We start from the raw sequence: 16,754 nt of genomic DNA on the forward strand, positions 1-16,754 counted from the left end.
AGTTGTGCGGTGATGTTCGTTAAAAGTCATAACTGAGCCGCGTGTAGTAAAACGCCCCTTCCGGCGCCGACGGCGACAGGTAGCTGTACTGCTGGCCCGGGGTCTGGCGCAGACGGGTGTTGAAGTCGTCGGGCTTGCTGTCGAACAGGTTGTTGGCGCCGACTGACAAGCGCAGTTGTTTAGTGAAGGCGTAGTTCACGTCCAGGTCGGTGTTCCACTGTGCGCCGAAGGTCTGGTCGTACTGGGCGTTGGCTTCGCTGGCGGCGTATTTGCGGTATTCGCCGTAGCGGGTTTCGCTGAGGGCGATGGTCCATGCGCCGATGCGGTGGGTCGCGCCGAGCACCAGCTTGTCTTCGGGGTAACCGTGTTCGAGAAAGCCACGGGCTTCGCGGGTGAGGATGTCGAAGCCGTTGGGGTTTTCGTGGACCTTCTCGATCGTGGTGCGCGCCTTGGTGTAGCCGGCCGACAGGCTCAATGCGCCGTACTGCGCCAGGTCCAGGTTGTACTTGCCGACAATGTCGACGCCACGGGTGCGGGTGTTGGCCGCGTTGGTCATGAACTGCGCCCAGGTGTACTGGCCAAACCCGGCTTGTTGCAGGATCTGTTCGGCACGCGGCCCGGAAATACCGCCGCTGTAGAGCAGGCGATCACGAATCGAGATCTGGTAGGCGTCGATGGTCAACGAAGCGTTTTCGACCGGGCGCAACACCAGGCCCAAGGAGTAATTGGTGGATTTTTCCGGTTTGAGCGGCTCGGCGCCCAGCGCACGGGCAGCCGGGTTGTCGGCGGGCAACATGCGCGTGAGCACCGGGTTGCCGTTGATGTCGACGTTGGTGGTGGTGGTCCACGACGTGCCGATCTGGCCCAGGGTCGGCGCACGAAAGGAGTTGTTCACCGTGGCGCGCAAGCCCACCTGCGGCGTGAAGTCATACCGCGCCGACAGCTTACCGGTGGTGGCCGAACCGAAGTCCGAGTAGTGCTCGGTACGCCCCGCCAGGCCGACTTGGAATTTTTCGGTGAGCTGGTGCTCAAGGCCAAAGTAAACGCCGCCGACATCCCGCTTGTAGGTGCCGGCGTCGTCTGGTGTGAGACCGGAGGCTTGCACCGCGCCGACTTGCACACCGTTGATGCCGCCAAAGGAGTAGGACTCGTAGTCGCCCTCCTCCAGACGATACTGCTCATGGCGGTAGGCAATGCCCGCCGAGACGGTCAGCGGATGACTCGACCAGTTGACGTCCAGGTCCTTGGCGTAATCCAGGCCAAGGTTGGTCTGCTCGTTGACCAGTGTCGCCACGTCAAACTTGGTCGGGCTGTTCAGGCCGTAGCTCGGGTTGACGGTGTTGAAAGCCAACTCATCGTGTTTATCGCGACCATAGGTGGCGCTGAGGTCAAAGCGGCCAAGCGTGTCGTCTTCATAGCGGGTGCCGACGGTGAGTGCGCCGTCTTCATAGCGGTAGCGGTATTTGGGAATGGTGCCGTTGGGGTAAATGCCCGGCACGTTATTCGGATTATTCGCCAGCAACGGCGGCGTGTTGTTTACCGATTTGTCCTGGCCAAAGGTGGCGAAACTGTAGAGGCGCCATTGGTCGCTCAGGCCGACTTCGGCGTTGGCCGCCAGGTTGAATTTATCGCGCCCGGCACCGCCCCAGCGCGGGTCTTGCAGTTGGCCGTCGGCGACGTATTTGTCACCAATGTCGGTGGGTTTATTGTTGAGGGTGTTGAAGCTCAGGGTCAGGAAACCATCCCCCGGCAACCCCAGGCCGTACCAACCGTCAGTGGTTTTGCTGAAACCGTCGCCCTGTGCGTACTTGCCCAGTTGGGTGTTGACCTGGCCGCCGCTGTCACGCTCCTTGAGCACGATATTGACCACGCCCGCCACCGCATCCGAGCCGTATTGCGCCGAGGCGCCATCGCGCAGCACTTCGACGTGGTCGATGCTGCTGATGGGGATCATGTCCAGGTCCACCGGCTGCGCGCCAATGAACGGCACGCCACCGGAGATGTTCACCACCGCCGAGGCATGGCGGCGCTTGCCGTTGATCAGCACCAGCGTCTGGTCCGGCGCCAAGCCACGCAGGGACGCACCCTTGGGGTTTTGGCCACGGGTGGCGCTCTGGTTCTGCGGGAAGTTGAACGACGGCAGCAGTTGGAACAGCGCCTGGTTGAGGCTGGTGGCGCCGGTCTGCTTGAGTTCTTCGGCGTTGATCACATCCACCGGCGCGGCGCTGGTCAAGGCGGTGGCGTCGCTGCGCCGGGTGCCGATGGCGACCACGCGGTCCAGGGTCGGTGCTTGAGCTGCACGGGTTTGCGCGTTGACGTTGCTGGTCGCGTTTTTGCTCGCGCCTTCCTTGATGATGAACGCGCCGTCCGGGCTCACCTGGACTTGCAGGCCGGTGCCCTTGAGCGCGGCGTCCACCGCCTGTTGCGCCGACAGAGAACCGTCCACGCTGGCCGAGGAATAGTTACCCAATTGCGGCGTAAACGAGATCACCTGGCCGCTTTGGCGGCTGATGTTCAGCAGCACTTCATCCAACGGGCCAGGTGCAATGTGATAGACCTGGCGCACCTCTTCGGCACTCGCGGCAAACGACAACAACAGGCTGGCGAACGGCACCAGGGCAAAGGTTCGAAGCGGCACACGGTTGAACTGATTCACTTTGGCTCCCCCCAAGGAAACTCGACGGCGCTGCTCCCCGCAGCGCTTACGGGAGTGATGTGGGACGGCGGGGGGAAAACTTGCAGATCGTTTGGTTATGTCGATAGAACCGAGGTCACGCAGCATTGACGGTCACCCAAAAACCGCTGCGGCGGGTGATGTGGATCGGCAAGGTGCGCGCCAGGGTGTCGAGGATTTGCTGGGGGTTGTCGAGCCGGTACAAGCCGCTGACACGCAGGCCCGCCACAGCGGGGTCCAGGCGCAGCACGCCATTGTGATAGGGCCGCAGTGCGTCGATGACTTCGGCCAGTGGCCGGTCGCGCACTTGCAGGAAGCCATCGACCCAGGCCGTGGCCCCGGAGGAACTGGCCTGCACCGGGCCGAATCCGGCGCGGTCGTAATGCACTTCATGGCCGGCGGCGAGTTGCAGGCGTTCGCCGTGCTGGTCGTCAATTTCCACTGCGCCGTTGAGGGCAACCACCTGGCCCTGCCCTTGCCGTTCACGCACCAGGAAACGGGTGCCGTAGGCGCGCAGACGCGCCTGGTCGGTCTGGATCAAAAAAGGTCGGATGCGGTCGCTGGCGACCTTGGCCAGCAACTCGCCCTCGCGCAGACGTATCAGGCGGCGTTGCGGATCAAACTGGATGTCGGCCGCGCTTTGTGCGTTGAGCAGCAATTCGCTGCCATCGTCCAACGCGACGGTGCGGCGCTCGCCGGTGCCGGTGCGGATATCCGCCGTCAGTTCAGTCAATGGCAAGCCCAGCGGCTTGGCCAGCAAGACCGCGCCAACTGCTACACCAGCACCGGCCAGCGCGACCTGCAACACATGCCGTCGACTGGACGGTGCCTCCAGCGCCTGCTGCAACACCTTGCCACTCACCCCTTGCGCCTGGGGAACCTGGAACACCCCCAAGCGGGTTTCCAACTGTCGGCACAGGGCGTCATGACGCGGGTCGGCGGCGCGCCATTGTTCATAGCGCTGCCAGTCGCCCGTCGACGCTTGGCCGGAGCGCAACAGCACGTACCAGCGCGTGGCGCTGTCGATCAGTTCGTCGCTCATTCCAGGCACAGCCGCAGGCAGCGGTTGAAGGCGCGGGTCATGTAGTCACTGACCGAGCGCTGGGAAATCCCCAGTTCGCTGGCGATTTCCGGGTAGGTCAGACCATTGAGTTGCGAGAGCAAAAAGGTCGCCTTGACCTTGGCCGGCAAGCCGTCGAGTAACTGGTCGATGGCTTGCAGGGCTTCGAGCATTTGCGCCAGCTCTTCGGGAGACGGCGCGGTGGAGGTTTCGTCGTTATCCAGAGCGTCGAGGTAGGCCCGTTCCAGATCACGCCGGCGCCACAGTTGATACATCAGCCGCTGGGCGATGGTGGTGAGCAGCGCACGCGGCTGGCGGATGGGCACCACACCCGGCGCACTCAGCAGCTGGACGAAGGTGTCGGCGGCGATGTCTTCGGCGTGGGCACGAGAATCGAGGTGGCGGTGCAAACGGCTGCACAGCCAGTCGTAATGACTGCGGAACAATCCGCCCACGTAATCGCTGTGAGAAGTGTCGGCGCCGGACATAGTGGCTCCATCTGAGTAGGTTGCGCGTTATGTCCGGTGTTCCGGTGGAGCGATCCTAACAAGGCTGCTTATTCTTTAATAATATTTAAAAGGTATTTTTATATAACCTTATTGAAGCACTGGGTAGCCCGCGCTGGCGGCCTGTCGCTCATAGCCCAACAGCACTTGGTAGTCGTCTTCGCTGGCGGGCAGTACGGCTTGCAGGCCCAATGTCTCGGCCACCTGCGGTAAATCCTGCAGTGCCTGGTTCATGGCCTGACGGATCTGAATCACCTGCTCATCGCTCAAGCCAACCGGGCCGATATAGGGCAAGGTCGGGCTCGGTGCGCTGCGCGTGACGATACGCAGCGCCGCCACTTCCTGCGGCGCAAAACGGGCGAGGTAGTCGTAGGTGACGCTGTCGATGGCCGCCAGGTCGGCGCGGTCTTCGCGCAGCCAACGCAGGCTCTCGCGGTGGGCGCCGCTGATGGCGACGTTGGCGAAGAAGCGCCCGTCGCGTTGCAAGGGTGCCAGGCGTTCGCGCAGCAGGTTCATGCCGCTGTTGGAATCGTGGCCGTTGATCACGCCACGGCTGTTGTAGAAATCCGCCAGGGTGTGACGTGGGTTGTCATCGCGGGTCAGCAACAGGCTGCAATGCTCGCCTTGGCTGCTATGGGGCAGCGCGTAGCATGGGCGGCCGATGACGCGGACCTGGCCGCGCAGCTGGGTCATCAGCGGATAACCGCAGGTCTGGGTCAGGAGCAATTCAGGCGCAAGCCACAGACCGTGCAGGTCGAGGTGATCGGCATTGCGCCGCCCCAGGTTCAGGTGGTCGAGGATGCGCGCAATCCACTGCTGGTTGGCCTGCTCGATCGGCTCGGGCGCGACGTACATCAGCAGCTCGGCATAGTGGTCACTCATGGTCATCTCTCACGCAAAAGGGTGCCGGGGGCTGTCGATGGCCTTGAGGCCGTGGCGGCTGATCAACTGGCCGTAGCCTTGCACCAGGAAGCCGCCGCTGCGCGCCACCCATTGCTCACGTCGGGCACGGTAGACCGTGGGCAGCAAGTACCAGGGCAGTTTCGGCAGGTCGTGGTGCACCAGGTGCAGGTTGTTGTTGAGGAACAGCCAGGTCCACGGCCAGGACGCTTCGTTGAGCACGGTGCGTTGCTCCGGCTGCGGGTGCGGGCGGTGTTCATAGTAGGAACGGATCGACGCCAGGGACAAGGCCGGCACGCTGACCAGCAACAGGTAATGCCACACCGAGAGCGCGCTGTAGTGGGCGATGAAACTCAGCATCAACACGGTGACGACGCCATGGGCCAGCCACATCGGCCACACTTGGGGCAGGCGCCGGAATTCATGCCGGGCCAAACGCCCGATTGCCAAGGGGGCGGCCAACACAAAGCGACCCAGAACCGTCTTGGTCAGCCAATGCACGCCACGCTCGAACAACGAACTGGTGTCCCATTGTTGCTGGTTGAGGTAACGGCTTTCCGGGTCGATGCCCGGCAAGGTCAAGTCTTCGTCGTTGTGGTGCAGCAAGTGGCTGTCGCGGTACAGCGTGTACGGGTACCACACCGCAAAGGGCGCGTAACCAAGCAGTTTATTGAGCCGCAACGAACGGGTGGGATGGCCGTGGAGCAATTCGTGTTGCACCGACAGCCACAGCGTCACGATTGGAATCAGCAACAAGAGGCTCAACCCCAGGCCCAGCCAATGGCTGCCCAGGATTACGGCAAACCAACCGGCGTAAACGCCGATCAGCAGCAGCCATGTCGGCCATTCGGTTCTTGCGATAAAGGTGCTGGCCAGGGCTTCGATTTCCCGGCGTTGGGTCAGATCAAGGTAGTTTGCCATCAGCCGCTCAGAGCAGGTGTTTCCTGCTCTGTGCAATGAGGCGGGAAAATCTTGCAGATCGTTTGGTTCTAAGCTTGTAACTCAGTGACCGAACAGGCCTGTTTCAGACTTCTTGGCCTTTTTGTCTGCGCGTTTTTCATCGGCGGTCTTTGCCGGTTTTTTCTTCGCGGCTTTCTTTGAATCCATACCTTTGGCCATGATGCATGCTCCACTGACAGGGGATGTAGCACTGGGTATACCACCTATTGCCCGGCAGAAGGCGCTTATAATCCAAGGCCCTGGATAACGCTGCCTGAACACCATGCCCGAATTGAACATCGAACCGCTGGCAGAGCCGCTGTGGCCGCTGCTGAACAAGTTTTACCGCTACCACAATTCGTCGATGAAGGCCCTCAAGGGTGGGCGTTTGTGGGTGGCGCGGGACGCAGAGATCGTCGCCGGGTTGTGCCTGACGCCGGTGGTGGGAGGGCAATGGCTGACCGGGGTGTTCGTTGACCCGGCCTATCGCGGCCAAGGGCTGGCGGCGCGGGTGATTGAGGCCGCGGTTGCCGATGTCGACGGCACCCTGTGGTTGCTGTGTCATCCGGACCTGGAAGGGTTGTATCACCGGATGGGCTTCACCCAGGACACTGTGCTGCCGCAATCCCTCAGCGAACGCTTGGTACGCTACAAGCGCAACAAACCCATGATCGCGATGGGCTTAGATCGTTTGGTAAGGTCGACCGCAGATAATGTGTGATCGGCGCCTGCAGGCCCCATGCTAGCCTCGGCGGCACAGTGGCCCTTTACAGGATGATCATGAAAACGACGCTTGCAGCTCTTTCCCTCACCGCCCTGCTCGTTCCGGTCTTGAGCCAGGCAGCCGACGCACCCATCACCGCCCAGCAGTACCAGAGCGCGCTCGCCGGCAATTGGCGCGACCCGGCCAACAGCGCCCGCGACAGCTATCGCCATCCGCAACAGACGCTGGAGTTCTTTGGCCTGGGCGCCAAGCAGACGGTGATCGAAATTACCCCCGGTGGCGGTTGGTACAGCGAACTGCTGGCGCCGTTGCTCAATGAGCATGGGCATTACGTCGCAGCGGTGCAGGCGGCGAGCAGCAGCGCCTACGCGCGTACGTCTGAAGAGAACCTGAAAAAGAAATTCGCGGCTGATCCGGCTCGCTACGCCAAGGCCGAGGTGGTCGAGTTCGACCCCAAGGCGCCGGTGTTCGGCAAGCCGGCGTCGGCGGATGCCGTACTGACCTTCCGCAATGTGCATAACTGGGTCGAGGCAGGCACTGCGCCGGCCACGTTCAGTGCGTTCTACCAGGTACTGAAACCGGGCGGCGTGCTGGGCGTGGAAGATCACCGGGCCAAGGATGGGGCGGATCTGGAAGCGATCAAGGACAGCGGCTACCTGACCACCGCACAGGTGGTGAAACTGGCGACCGATGCCGGGTTCAAGCTGGCGGGACAGAGCGAGGTGAATGCCAATCCGAAGGACACCAAGGATTACCCGGCTGGCGTGTGGACGTTACCGCCGACGCTGAGATTGGGCGAGCAGGATAAGGCGAAGTATGTGGCGATCGGGGAGTCGGATCGGATGACGTTGCGGTTCATAAAGCCCACCCAGTAATCCGTTTGTAATGTATTCCAACTGTGGGAGCTGGCTCCCACAGTTGGAATACATTGGGCTTGAAAGCTAGTCGTCAGCCGTGGGATCCATGTCCGGGAACATCACTTCGATAAATCCGAACTTGGTGAAGTCGGTAATCCGCGACGGGTACAACCGGCCGATCAGGTGATCGCACTCATGTTGCACCACCCGCGCATGAAAGCCCTCGGCGATGCGCACAATCGGCTCGCCCTTTGGGTCAAAACCCTCATAACGAATCTGTTGGTAACGGTCCACCGCCCCCCGCAAACCCGGCACGGACAGGCAGCCTTCATAGCCCTCCTCCAGCACCGGACTCAACGGCGTGATCAGCGGGTTGATCAGGATAGTCTGCGGCACCGGCGGCGCGTCCGGGTAGCGTTCGCTGGCCTCGAAGCCGAAGATCACCAATTGCAGGTCGACACCGATCTGCGGCGCGGCCAGGCCGACGCCGCCCACGTGTTCCATGGTCTGGAACATGTCGTCGATCAATTGCCACAGCTCGGGGCTGTCGAACATTTCCGGCGGGACCGGAGGCGCGATGCGCAGCAGGCGCTCGTCGCCCATTTTCAGGATTTCACGGATCATCGCTCAGACTTCATCGACAGTGGGCTTGGAGTGGTCCCGGCCGAGGCCTGAGACGTGCTGTTTTTCATCGGTGTGGCCGGGCTCATCGAATTCTTTTTCACCCGGATCCTTGCCCTCGGCGGACATGTGCTCGATCACCGCGTTCATCTCCGCACCCAGCAACAGCACGGCGGCGGAAATGTAGAAGTACAGGAGCAACACGATGATTGCGCCGATACTGCCATACATGGCGTTGTAGTCAGCAAAGGTTTTGACGTAGTAGCCAAAACCCAGCGACGCGACGATCCACACCACCACCGCCAGCACCGAGCCTGGGGTGATGAAGCGGAATTTCTGCTCGACGTCGGGCATCACGTAGTACATGAGGGCCACAGCGAACATCAGCAGAATCACGATCAACGGCCAGCGCAGGATGGTCCACAAGGTCACCACGAATTCCTGCATGCCGATCTGACCGGCCAGCCATTCCATCACCTGCGGGCCCAGCACCATCAGCGCGGCGGCGGCCAGCAACATGCCGGCGATGCCAACGGTGTAGAAAATCGACAGCGGGAAGCGCTTCCAGATCGGCCGGCCTTCAACCACGTCATAAGCGGCGTTCATCGCGCTCATCATCAGGCGCACGCCGGCCGAGGCCGTCCACAGCGCGATCACGATACCTACCGAGAGCAGGCCACCCTTGGATTGCCGCAACTGGTCGATCACCGGGTTGACCTGCTCCAGGGCCTGGGGCGGCAACACCAGTTCCGACTGCAGGCGCAGCCAAGTGAAGAAGTCCGGCAGGTGCAGGAAACCGATCAGGGCAATCAGGAACAGCAGGAAGGGAAACAGCGAGAACAGCATCTGGTAGGCCAGTGCCGAGGCGTAGGTGGGCATTTCGTCATCGACGAATTCCTTGACGGTGCGCAGCAGCACTTTATGCAGCTTGAGCCCATCGAGAACCGGAAAAATCATAGCGTCTCCTTTCGCCGCAAAAAGGTTGAGTTCGTGGGCGACTCAGGGGCCGTTTTCTACATCAAGGTAGCCTATTTGGCGACCTTGAAACAATTTCGAAACTTTAATCACAGCATGTGACATAAAAACGGCCATCCGTGGATGGCCGTTTGGACTGCTTGAAAGCGCGTTTACTTGGTCGCTTTTTTCACGGCGTCCTTGGTGTCGCCCACCGCTTTCTGCACTTCGCCTTTCTTTTCCTGAACCACACCTTCAGCGCGCAGTTTGTCGTTGCCGGTGACTTTACCGACACCTTGCTTGATATTGCCGACCGCCTCGTTTGCCACGCCTTTAACCTTGTCAGATGTGCTGCTCATGGTATTTCTCCGAAAGAACAATCAAGGGTTTTGGTCATTACCTAGAGATTGACCCGAGGCCGTTCGGCAGAGTTTCAATTATTTTTGCCCACGCATTTCATCGCCGGCCGCAGTTTTGGCTTTATGTTTTGCCGCCAACCCCTGAGAATGCCCGGCACATTCAGGCTCAACTGCTGAATAACAGATCCGTAGGAAGGTTATGAAACTCAATAAAGCACAGGCCATCGCCCGCCGAAACACCGAACTGGGCGGTGCCGTACTCGGCGTCAACAACTGCCATTTCACCGACCTGGACCGCAAACGCAACATCTGGTGGTTCGACTTGCCGGTGGGCCGTATTGCCGTGGGCCAGTACGAGTGGATCCATCTGTTGATGCACAACGCCGAGACCGACCAGTTGCTGCACCTGAAGGTGCCGACCGCGTTTTTGCGTGAGCACATCGAAGGGCTGGTGGTGCGCAATGCGAACAAGCGCAAGCCGGAGATCACGCTGGAGCTGAGTGCCGACAAGGACTCGTTCTTGAAGGATGTGCGGCCAACAGGTGCCAACGTGAGCTTCGCGCATTTCGCCCTGTAACCCCCTTCAATAAAAAACCCCGCTTCGGCGGGGTTTTTTATGGGTTACTTTTTAAGACCGAGCTTCTTCAGCTCTTCATCACGCAACTCACGCCGCAGGATCTTGCCCACGTTGGTGGTCGGCAATGCATCGCGGAATTCCACGGCCTTGGGCACCTTGTAGGCGGTGACGTTGGCGCGCATGTGCTCCATCACCTGGTCCTTGGTCAGGGTCGCGCCCGGCTTGACCACAATGAACAGCTTGATGTGTTCCCCGGACTTCTCGTCCGGCACACCGATGGCCGCACACTGCAACACGCCCGGCAGGCCTGCCAGTACATCTTCCAGCTCGTTGGGGTACACGTTGAAGCCCGAGACCAGGATCATGTCCTTCTTGCGGTCGACAATGCGCATATAGCCGTCAGGCTGGATGATCGCGATGTCACCGGTCTTGAGCCAGCCTTCGCTGTCGAGCATCTCGTCGGTGGCGTCCTGACGCTGCCAGTAGCCTTTCATCACTTGCGGGCCCTTCACGCACAGCTCGCCGGTTTCACCCAGGGCGAGTTCAGTGCCGTCGTCGGCGATGACTTTGCACACGGTGGACGGCACCGGAATGCCGATGGTGCCGATCTGGATGTGCTGAATCGGGTTCACCGTGGCCACCGGGCTGGTTTCGGTCATGCCGTAGCCTTCGCAGATGCCACAGCCGGTCACGGCCTTCCAGCGCTCGGCTGCAGCCAATTGCAGGGCCATGCCGCCGGACAGGGTGACTTTCAGCGCGGAGAAGTCCAGCTTGCGGAACGCCTCGTTGTTGCACAACGCCACGAACAGGGTGTTCAGGCCGACAAAGCCGCTGAACTTCCACTTCGACAGTTCCTTGACCATCGCCGGCAGGTCGCGCGGGTTGCTGATCAGGATGTTGTGGTTGCCGATCAGCATCATCGCCATGCAATGAAAGGTGAACGCATAGATGTGATACAGCGGCAGCGGCGTGATCAAGATCTCGCAGCCTTCATTGAGGTTGGACCCCATCAGCGCCTTGCACTGCAACATGTTGGCGACCAGGTTGCGGTGGGTGAGCATCGCGCCCTTGGCCACGCCGGTGGTGCCGCCGGTGTATTGCAGCACAGCCACATCGCCACTGGCCGGGCTGACGTCGTTGACCGGTTGACCGTGCCCCTTGGCCAGCACATCGTTGAACCTGATCGCCTGGGGCAAGTGATATGCCGGGACCATCTTCTTCACGTACTTGATGACGCTGTTGATCAGCAGGCGCTTGAGCGGCGGCAACAGGTCGGCGACTTCGGTGACGATCACGTGCTTGACGGCGGTCTTGGGCACGACCTTTTCCGCCAGGTGCGCCATGTTGGCCAGGCAGACGAGGGCCTTGGCACCGGAGTCGTTGAATTGGTGTTCCATTTCCCGCGCGGTGTACAGCGGGTTGGTGTTGACCACGATCAGGCCGGCACGGATGGCGCCGAACACGGCAACCGGGTACTGGAGGACGTTGGGCAGTTGCACGGCGATGCGATCGCCGGGCTTCAAGTCGGTGTGCTGTTGCAGGTACGCGGCGAAGGCGCCGGACAATTCGTACAACTCACCGTAGGTGATGGTCTTGCCCAGGTTGCTGAAAGCCGGTTTGTTGGCGAAGCGCTGGCAGGACTGCTTCAGTACCGCCTGAATATTCGGATACTCGTCTGGATTGATTTGTGCAGCAATCCCGGCGGGGTACTTATCCTTCCAAAAGTCTTCGTTCATGGAAGCCCACTCCTCAGCGACGTCAGCGACGCGAATTCATCATCGCATTTGATGCGATTATTATTGGTGTATGTTTTTTTAGGTGAATCTGGCGCTTTCAAGCAGGCCGAGACGTCACAAAGCGCGCCGAGAGTAGCAGCTTTGCCAAGGGTCGCCTAGAGCCAAAGGTGGGCCCTGTGGTCATAAACGCGACTGTCCTACAATATTCGGTCACACTTTAAACAACACCTAATTGCCTACGAAAAACGCTCTGGAATAGGGTTTTCATGGCAACACAAGACGAATGTGGGAGCGGGCTTGCTGTGGTGAGGGGGCTTGTCCCCCGACAGGTTCACCGCAAATCAATGAGGACCGCTGCGCAGTCCGGCGCGGGGCAAGCCCGCTCACCACAGCAAGCCCGCTCCCACACTTTTATTGCATTTCAATTCATGGTCAGGCGATGTCGCGCAGTTCACGCCGCAAAATCTTGCCCACCGGCGTCATCGGCAACGATTCGCGCAGCACAATATGCTTGGGCACCTTGTACCCGGTGAAGTTGGTCTTGCAGTAGGCCTTCAACTCCTCAAGGCTCACCCCCTCGGCCCGCGCCACCACAAACAGCTTCACCGCCTCCCCCGTGCGCTCGTCCGGCACACCGATCACCGCGCAGTTGGCCACCGCCGGGTGGGCCATCACCACGTCTTCGATCTCGTTGGGGTAGACGTTGAAGCCCGATACGATGATCAGGTCTTTCTTGCGGTCGACGATGCGCACAAAGCCATCCTCGTCGATCACTGCAATGTCACCGGTCTTGAGCCAACCTTCGGCGTCCAGCGCCTCGGCGGTCGCGACCGGTTGCTGCCAGTAGCCCTTCATCACCTGCGGGCCCTTGATGCACAACTCGCCGCGCTCGCCCAGTGGCAACTCAACGCCCTGGTCATCGATCACTTTCATCGCCGTGGCCGGCACCGGGATGCCCACGGTGCCCAGGCGGGATTTGTTGCCGTAGGGGTTGGTACTGGCCACCGGAGAGGTTTCCGTCAGACCGTAGCCCTCGCCGATGGCGCAACCGGTGATCTGCTCCCAGCGCTCGGCGGTGGCCTTGATCAGTGCGGTGCCGCCGGAGTTGGTGAGCTTGAGGTGGGAAAAATCCAGGGACTTGAAGTCAGGATGGTCCATCAACGCCACAAACAGCGTGTTGAGCCCCAGCAGCCCGGTGAAACGCCACTTTTTCAGCTCCTTGATAAAGCCGCCGATGTCCCGTGGATTGGTGATCAGTACGTTGTGATTGCCTGAGACCATCATGCACATGCAGTTCGCCGTAAACGCATAGATGTGGTACAGCGGCAGCGGCGCGATCATCACCTCCTGCCCTTCCTTGATCAGCGGGTGGCCGTCCTCACCGGTCTGGGACATACAGGCGCGCACCTGCTGCATGTTTGCCACCAGGTTGCCGTGGGTCAGCATCGCGCCCTTGGCCAGGCCGGTGGTGCCGCCGGTGTATTGCAGCACGGCGATATCGTCCAGGGTCACCGGGTGGCGCGTCACGCCCAGGCCCGCGCCCATGTGCAAGGCGCGCTTGAACGACACCGCGCGCGGCAGGCTGTAGGCCGGGACCATCTTCTTGACCTTGTCGACCAGGGTATTGACCAGCCAACCCTTGGCGGCGGGCATGAAGTCGCCCATCTTGGCTTCGATCAGGTAGTCGATCTCGGTGTCGCTGCACACCTCCTGCACACGCGAGCCGAACAGGTTGAGGTAGACCAGCGCACGCACGCCGGCGTCCTTGAACTGGTGGCGCATCTCGCGCGGGGTGTACAGCGGGTTGGTGTTGACCACGATCAGCCCGGCGCGCAAGGCGCCGAACACGGCAATCGGGTAGTGCAGCACGTTGGGCATCTGCACCGCAATGCGGTCGCCCGGCTTGAGGTCGGTGTGCTGTTGCAGGTAGCCGGCGAACGCCGCACTCTGGCGCTCAAGCTCAGCGTAAGTCAGGGTGATGCCCATGTTGCTGAATGCCGGACGGTCGGCAAAAGCCTTGCAGGAACGCTCGAAGACCTCGATCACCGACTTGTAGGCCGACAGGTCGATGTCATTGGGAACGCCCGCCGCGCGTTTGTCATTCCAGAAATCAGGTTGCATTATTCTTGTCCTCTTACCTGAGTGTGTCCGGCCGCTTTCCTAACGCTATAAAAAGCGGAGCTTTGGGGACGTTAGCAGCTATGGCCAAACAGGCAAATACGCTAAATCGTGTCATTGATTGTATGAATCTTGCCGCTGATGCGTAGGCTGATACCCGCCCCCTCAATAGATGAGCTATACACTGCAACGACCCTGAGCAAAGGAAGCGCCATGAACCACAGCACCTTCTGGCTGACCGCGAATGACCGCAGCCGCCTGTACGTCAATCAATGGATGCCCGAGGGCCCCGCCAAGGCCGTGGTGATGCTGTCCCACGGCATGGCTGAACACAGTGGGCGTTATGCACGCCTGGCCGAGGCCCTGTGCGGTGCCGGCTACGGCCTGTATGCGCTGGACCAGCGTGGCCATGGCCGTACCGCCGACGAAGGCACCTTGGGCCTGTACGCCGAGACGGATGGCTGGAACAAAGTGGTGGGCGACCTGGCCAGCCTCAACCAGCATATCGGCCAGCAGCAGCCGGGGTTGCCGATCATTCTGCTGGGCCACAGCATGGGCAGCTATATCGCCCAGGCTTACCTGCTGCACCACAGCGCCAGCCTGCATGGGGCGATTCTCAGCGGCTCGAACTTCCAACCCGTGGCGCTCTATCGCGCCGCTCGGGTGATCGCACGCATAGAGCGCCTGCGCCAGGGCTTGCGCGGGCGCAGTGCGCTGATCGAATTCCTGTCGTTTGGCTCGTTCAATAAAGCCTTCAAGCCCAATCGCACCGCGTTCGACTGGCTCAGCCGTGACCCGGATGAGGTGGACAAGTACATCAACGACCCCCTGTGCGGGTTCCGCTGCACCAATCAGCTCTGGATCGACCTGCTCGGCGGCTTGCAGCAGATCAGCAAAGCGTCCAATCTCGCGCAGATCGATCCGGGCCTGCCGATCCTGGTGATGGGCGGCGAATGTGATCCGGTGAGTGAGGGCAAGCGTCTCAACAGTCTGGCCGACGCCTTGCGCGACGCCGGCTGCCAGCACCTGCAGCTGACTGTCTACCCGCAGGCGCGCCATGAAGTGTTCAACGAAACCAACCGCGACGCTGTCACAGCGGATGTGCTGGCGTGGCTCGACCAGGCGCTGACACTGCGCAGGCCGGCCCGCTGCGAATAATTTATCGTTTAAAATCAGTCAATTAAATTACCGATTAGCCACAGGATGCACCTTTAGATGACCCAGGTAACCAACACCCCGTACGAAGCCCTCGAAGTCGGCCAGACCGCCAGCTACAGCAAGTTGGTGGAAGAGCGCGATATCCAGCTGTTCGCCGCGATGTCCGGTGACCACAACCCGGTGCACCTGGACGCCGAGTACGCCAAGGCGACCATGTTCAAGGAGCGTATCGCCCATGGCATGTTCAGCGGCGCCCTGATCAGCGCGGCCGTGGCCTGCGAGTTGCCTGGGCCGGGCACCATCTACATCGGCCAGCAGATGAGCTTCCAGAAGCCGGTGAAGATTGGCGACACCCTGACCGTGCGCCTGGAAATCCTCGAGAAGCTGCCGAAATTCCGCGTTCGTATCGCCACCCGTGTGTTCAACCAGCGTGATGAGCTGGTGGTGGACGGCGAGGCAGAGATCCTGGCGCCGCGTAAGCAGCAAGTCGTGACCTTGACCGAGTTGCCGCCGATCAGCATTGGCTAACCAGTACGCAAAACAAATGTGGGAGCGGGCTTGCCCGCGAATGCGATTTACCAGTCGATGTATCATTGACTGATCTACCGCTTTCGCGAGCAAGCCCGCTCCCACATTGGGTACAGCGTAGGACTTACGACTGAGCGCGAGCCTGGTTACGCAGGGCTTTCACCTGGTCGTGGTTGCGTTGTACACCGTGGTACTGACGCTCAACCAGGTCACGAATACCCAACAGGTTGTGCTTGTTGATCTTCTCGATCGCTTCTTTGTAAGCCTTCAGGGCGTGGTCTTCACCGCGCTCGGCTTCGTTCAGCACCGCTTCTTCATCCTTGCCGGTGAGCATCGACTTGACGTCGACCCAGCCGCGATGCAGTGCACCGGCCACGCTGCCGGAATCTTCCGGATCACCGCCCAAGGCACGTACGGCGGTTTTCAGTTCAGCGGCGGCGGTGGCGCAGTCGGCGGAACGCTTGGCAAACAGGGCTTTGAGTTCTGGGTGCTTGATGTCTTCAGCGCACTCCTTGAAACCCTTTTGGCCGTCGATGCTGGTCTCGATCAGGTCGTTCAGTACGGAGATCGATTCTTTATTGATGTCAGTCATTTTTCAATTCCTTGTACGGGTTAGAAGGTTGTCTTAATGGTTGCAGCGCCCGTGCCAGGTTTTAACAAAACAACTTATCCTTTAATTTCAATTAGTTACGATAAATTGAACCATCTGTATGTACGTTATTTGCATGATCTGTCATTTGGCCTTCATGCAGAATGCCTGTATTTTCCAAGCTCTCGATACACACACCTGAGCCTTCATGAATCCCGAAAAACTCGAACTGCTGATCACCCGCGAAATGCCCTTCGGCAAATACAAGGGACGGATCATCGCTGACCTGCCCGGCCCGTACCTGAACTGGTTTGCCCGCGAAGGTTTCCCCCACGGCGAGCTGGGGGGGCTGCTGGCCCTGATGCAGGAAATCGACAGCAACGGCTTGTCTGAATTGCTCGAACCGCTGCGCGCCAAACACGGCAAACCCGCCCCTCGCCATTAAAGAGTCATG

General features: G+C 60.5%; 17 protein-coding genes. 6 read left to right on the forward strand and 11 right to left on the reverse strand.

All coding sequences use genetic code 11. The features are described 5' to 3' along the window. Positions 1-19 precede the first annotated feature (19 nt). From ACP7BX_RS24565 to ACP7BX_RS24585, 5 genes are all read right to left on the reverse strand, one after another. Positions 20-2,656, reverse strand: coding sequence for a TonB-dependent receptor domain-containing protein (locus ACP7BX_RS24565; RefSeq protein WP_426130944.1), 2,637 nt, complete (start codon positions 2,654-2,656; stop codon positions 20-22). Between the two features lie 115 nt (positions 2,657-2,771). Continuing rightward, positions 2,772-3,716, reverse strand: coding sequence for a FecR domain-containing protein (locus ACP7BX_RS24570; RefSeq protein ID WP_426130942.1), 945 nt, complete (start codon positions 3,714-3,716; stop codon positions 2,772-2,774). Next, the gene (locus ACP7BX_RS24575) at positions 3,713-4,222 is read right to left on the reverse strand and encodes a sigma-70 family RNA polymerase sigma factor (protein ID WP_016975977.1); all 510 of its coding nucleotides are present in this window, start codon (positions 4,220-4,222) and stop codon (positions 3,713-3,715) included. Before ACP7BX_RS24575 ends, ACP7BX_RS24570 begins: the two co-directional genes overlap by 4 nt. Before the next feature lie 108 nt (positions 4,223-4,330). Next, entirely contained in the window at positions 4,331-5,122 is a 792-nt protein-coding gene (locus tag ACP7BX_RS24580; RefSeq protein WP_426130940.1) for a phosphate/phosphite/phosphonate ABC transporter substrate-binding protein, read from the reverse strand. A 9-nt stretch (positions 5,123-5,131) separates the two neighbouring features. Next, positions 5,132-6,061, reverse strand: coding sequence for a fatty acid desaturase (locus ACP7BX_RS24585; RefSeq protein ID WP_426130938.1), 930 nt, complete (start codon positions 6,059-6,061; stop codon positions 5,132-5,134). 301 nt (positions 6,062-6,362) lie between these two features. On the opposite strand from ACP7BX_RS24585, the gene ACP7BX_RS24590 reads away from it, so the two are divergent. Both ACP7BX_RS24590 and ACP7BX_RS24595 read left to right on the forward strand, forming a co-directional pair. Then, positions 6,363-6,800: a GNAT family N-acetyltransferase gene (locus tag ACP7BX_RS24590; protein WP_426130936.1), complete on the forward strand. Its 438-nt coding sequence runs from the start codon at positions 6,363-6,365 to the stop codon at positions 6,798-6,800. 59 nt (positions 6,801-6,859) lie between these two features. Beyond that, complete coding sequence (locus tag ACP7BX_RS24595) at positions 6,860-7,678, forward strand: class I SAM-dependent methyltransferase (RefSeq protein ID WP_426130934.1); 819 nt, start codon at positions 6,860-6,862, stop codon at positions 7,676-7,678. A gap of 66 nt (positions 7,679-7,744) precedes the next feature. Here ACP7BX_RS24595 and def read toward each other — a convergent pair whose 3' ends face one another. From def to ACP7BX_RS24610, 3 genes are all read right to left on the reverse strand, one after another. Further along, positions 7,745-8,284, reverse strand: a complete 540-nt coding sequence (gene def, locus ACP7BX_RS24600) for a peptide deformylase (RefSeq protein ID WP_016975972.1) — start codon at positions 8,282-8,284, stop codon at positions 7,745-7,747. A gap of 3 nt (positions 8,285-8,287) precedes the next feature. After that, positions 8,288-9,238 (reverse strand): YihY/virulence factor BrkB family protein, encoded by a 951-nt coding sequence (locus tag ACP7BX_RS24605; RefSeq protein WP_426130932.1) that lies wholly within the window; start codon positions 9,236-9,238, stop codon positions 8,288-8,290. 170 nt (positions 9,239-9,408) lie between these two features. Continuing rightward, positions 9,409-9,594, reverse strand: coding sequence for a CsbD family protein (locus ACP7BX_RS24610; protein ID WP_028617689.1), 186 nt, complete (start codon positions 9,592-9,594; stop codon positions 9,409-9,411). 199 nt (positions 9,595-9,793) lie between these two features. On the opposite strand from ACP7BX_RS24610, the gene ACP7BX_RS24615 reads away from it, so the two are divergent. Then, positions 9,794-10,171, forward strand: a complete 378-nt coding sequence (locus ACP7BX_RS24615) for a hypothetical protein (protein WP_033896314.1) — start codon at positions 9,794-9,796, stop codon at positions 10,169-10,171. A gap of 44 nt (positions 10,172-10,215) precedes the next feature. Here the strand turns inward: ACP7BX_RS24615 and fadD1 are convergent, their stop codons facing one another. Continuing rightward, the gene (gene fadD1, locus ACP7BX_RS24620) at positions 10,216-11,907 is read right to left on the reverse strand and encodes a long-chain-fatty-acid--CoA ligase FadD1 (protein ID WP_314535002.1); all 1,692 of its coding nucleotides are present in this window, start codon (positions 11,905-11,907) and stop codon (positions 10,216-10,218) included. Positions 11,908-12,339: 432 nt separating this feature from the next. Continuing rightward, the gene (gene fadD2 / locus ACP7BX_RS24625; protein ID WP_426130930.1) at positions 12,340-14,028 is read right to left on the reverse strand and encodes a long-chain-fatty-acid--CoA ligase FadD2; all 1,689 of its coding nucleotides are present in this window, start codon (positions 14,026-14,028) and stop codon (positions 12,340-12,342) included. Between the two features lie 210 nt (positions 14,029-14,238). Between fadD2 and ACP7BX_RS24630 the strand changes: the two genes are divergently transcribed. Next, a complete protein-coding gene (locus ACP7BX_RS24630; RefSeq protein WP_426130928.1) occupies positions 14,239-15,183 on the forward strand; it encodes a lysophospholipase in 945 nt (314 codons plus the stop codon). Between the two features lie 57 nt (positions 15,184-15,240). Then, positions 15,241-15,711, forward strand: coding sequence for a MaoC family dehydratase (locus ACP7BX_RS24635; RefSeq protein WP_010208208.1), 471 nt, complete (start codon positions 15,241-15,243; stop codon positions 15,709-15,711). A gap of 124 nt (positions 15,712-15,835) precedes the next feature. Here the strand turns inward: ACP7BX_RS24635 and ACP7BX_RS24640 are convergent, their stop codons facing one another. Then, the gene (locus ACP7BX_RS24640) at positions 15,836-16,303 is read right to left on the reverse strand and encodes a ferritin-like domain-containing protein (protein WP_010208206.1); all 468 of its coding nucleotides are present in this window, start codon (positions 16,301-16,303) and stop codon (positions 15,836-15,838) included. Positions 16,304-16,508: 205 nt separating this feature from the next. Here ACP7BX_RS24640 and ACP7BX_RS24645 point away from each other — a divergent pair, with 205 nt between their 5' ends. Further along, the gene (locus tag ACP7BX_RS24645; protein ID WP_010208204.1) at positions 16,509-16,745 is read left to right on the forward strand and encodes a DUF3820 family protein; all 237 of its coding nucleotides are present in this window, start codon (positions 16,509-16,511) and stop codon (positions 16,743-16,745) included. Positions 16,746-16,754 lie beyond the last annotated feature (9 nt).

Source organism: Pseudomonas sp. DWP3-1-3b3, from assembly GCF_049896305.1.
GTDB lineage: Bacteria > Pseudomonadota > Gammaproteobacteria > Pseudomonadales > Pseudomonadaceae > Aquipseudomonas > Aquipseudomonas azotoformans_A.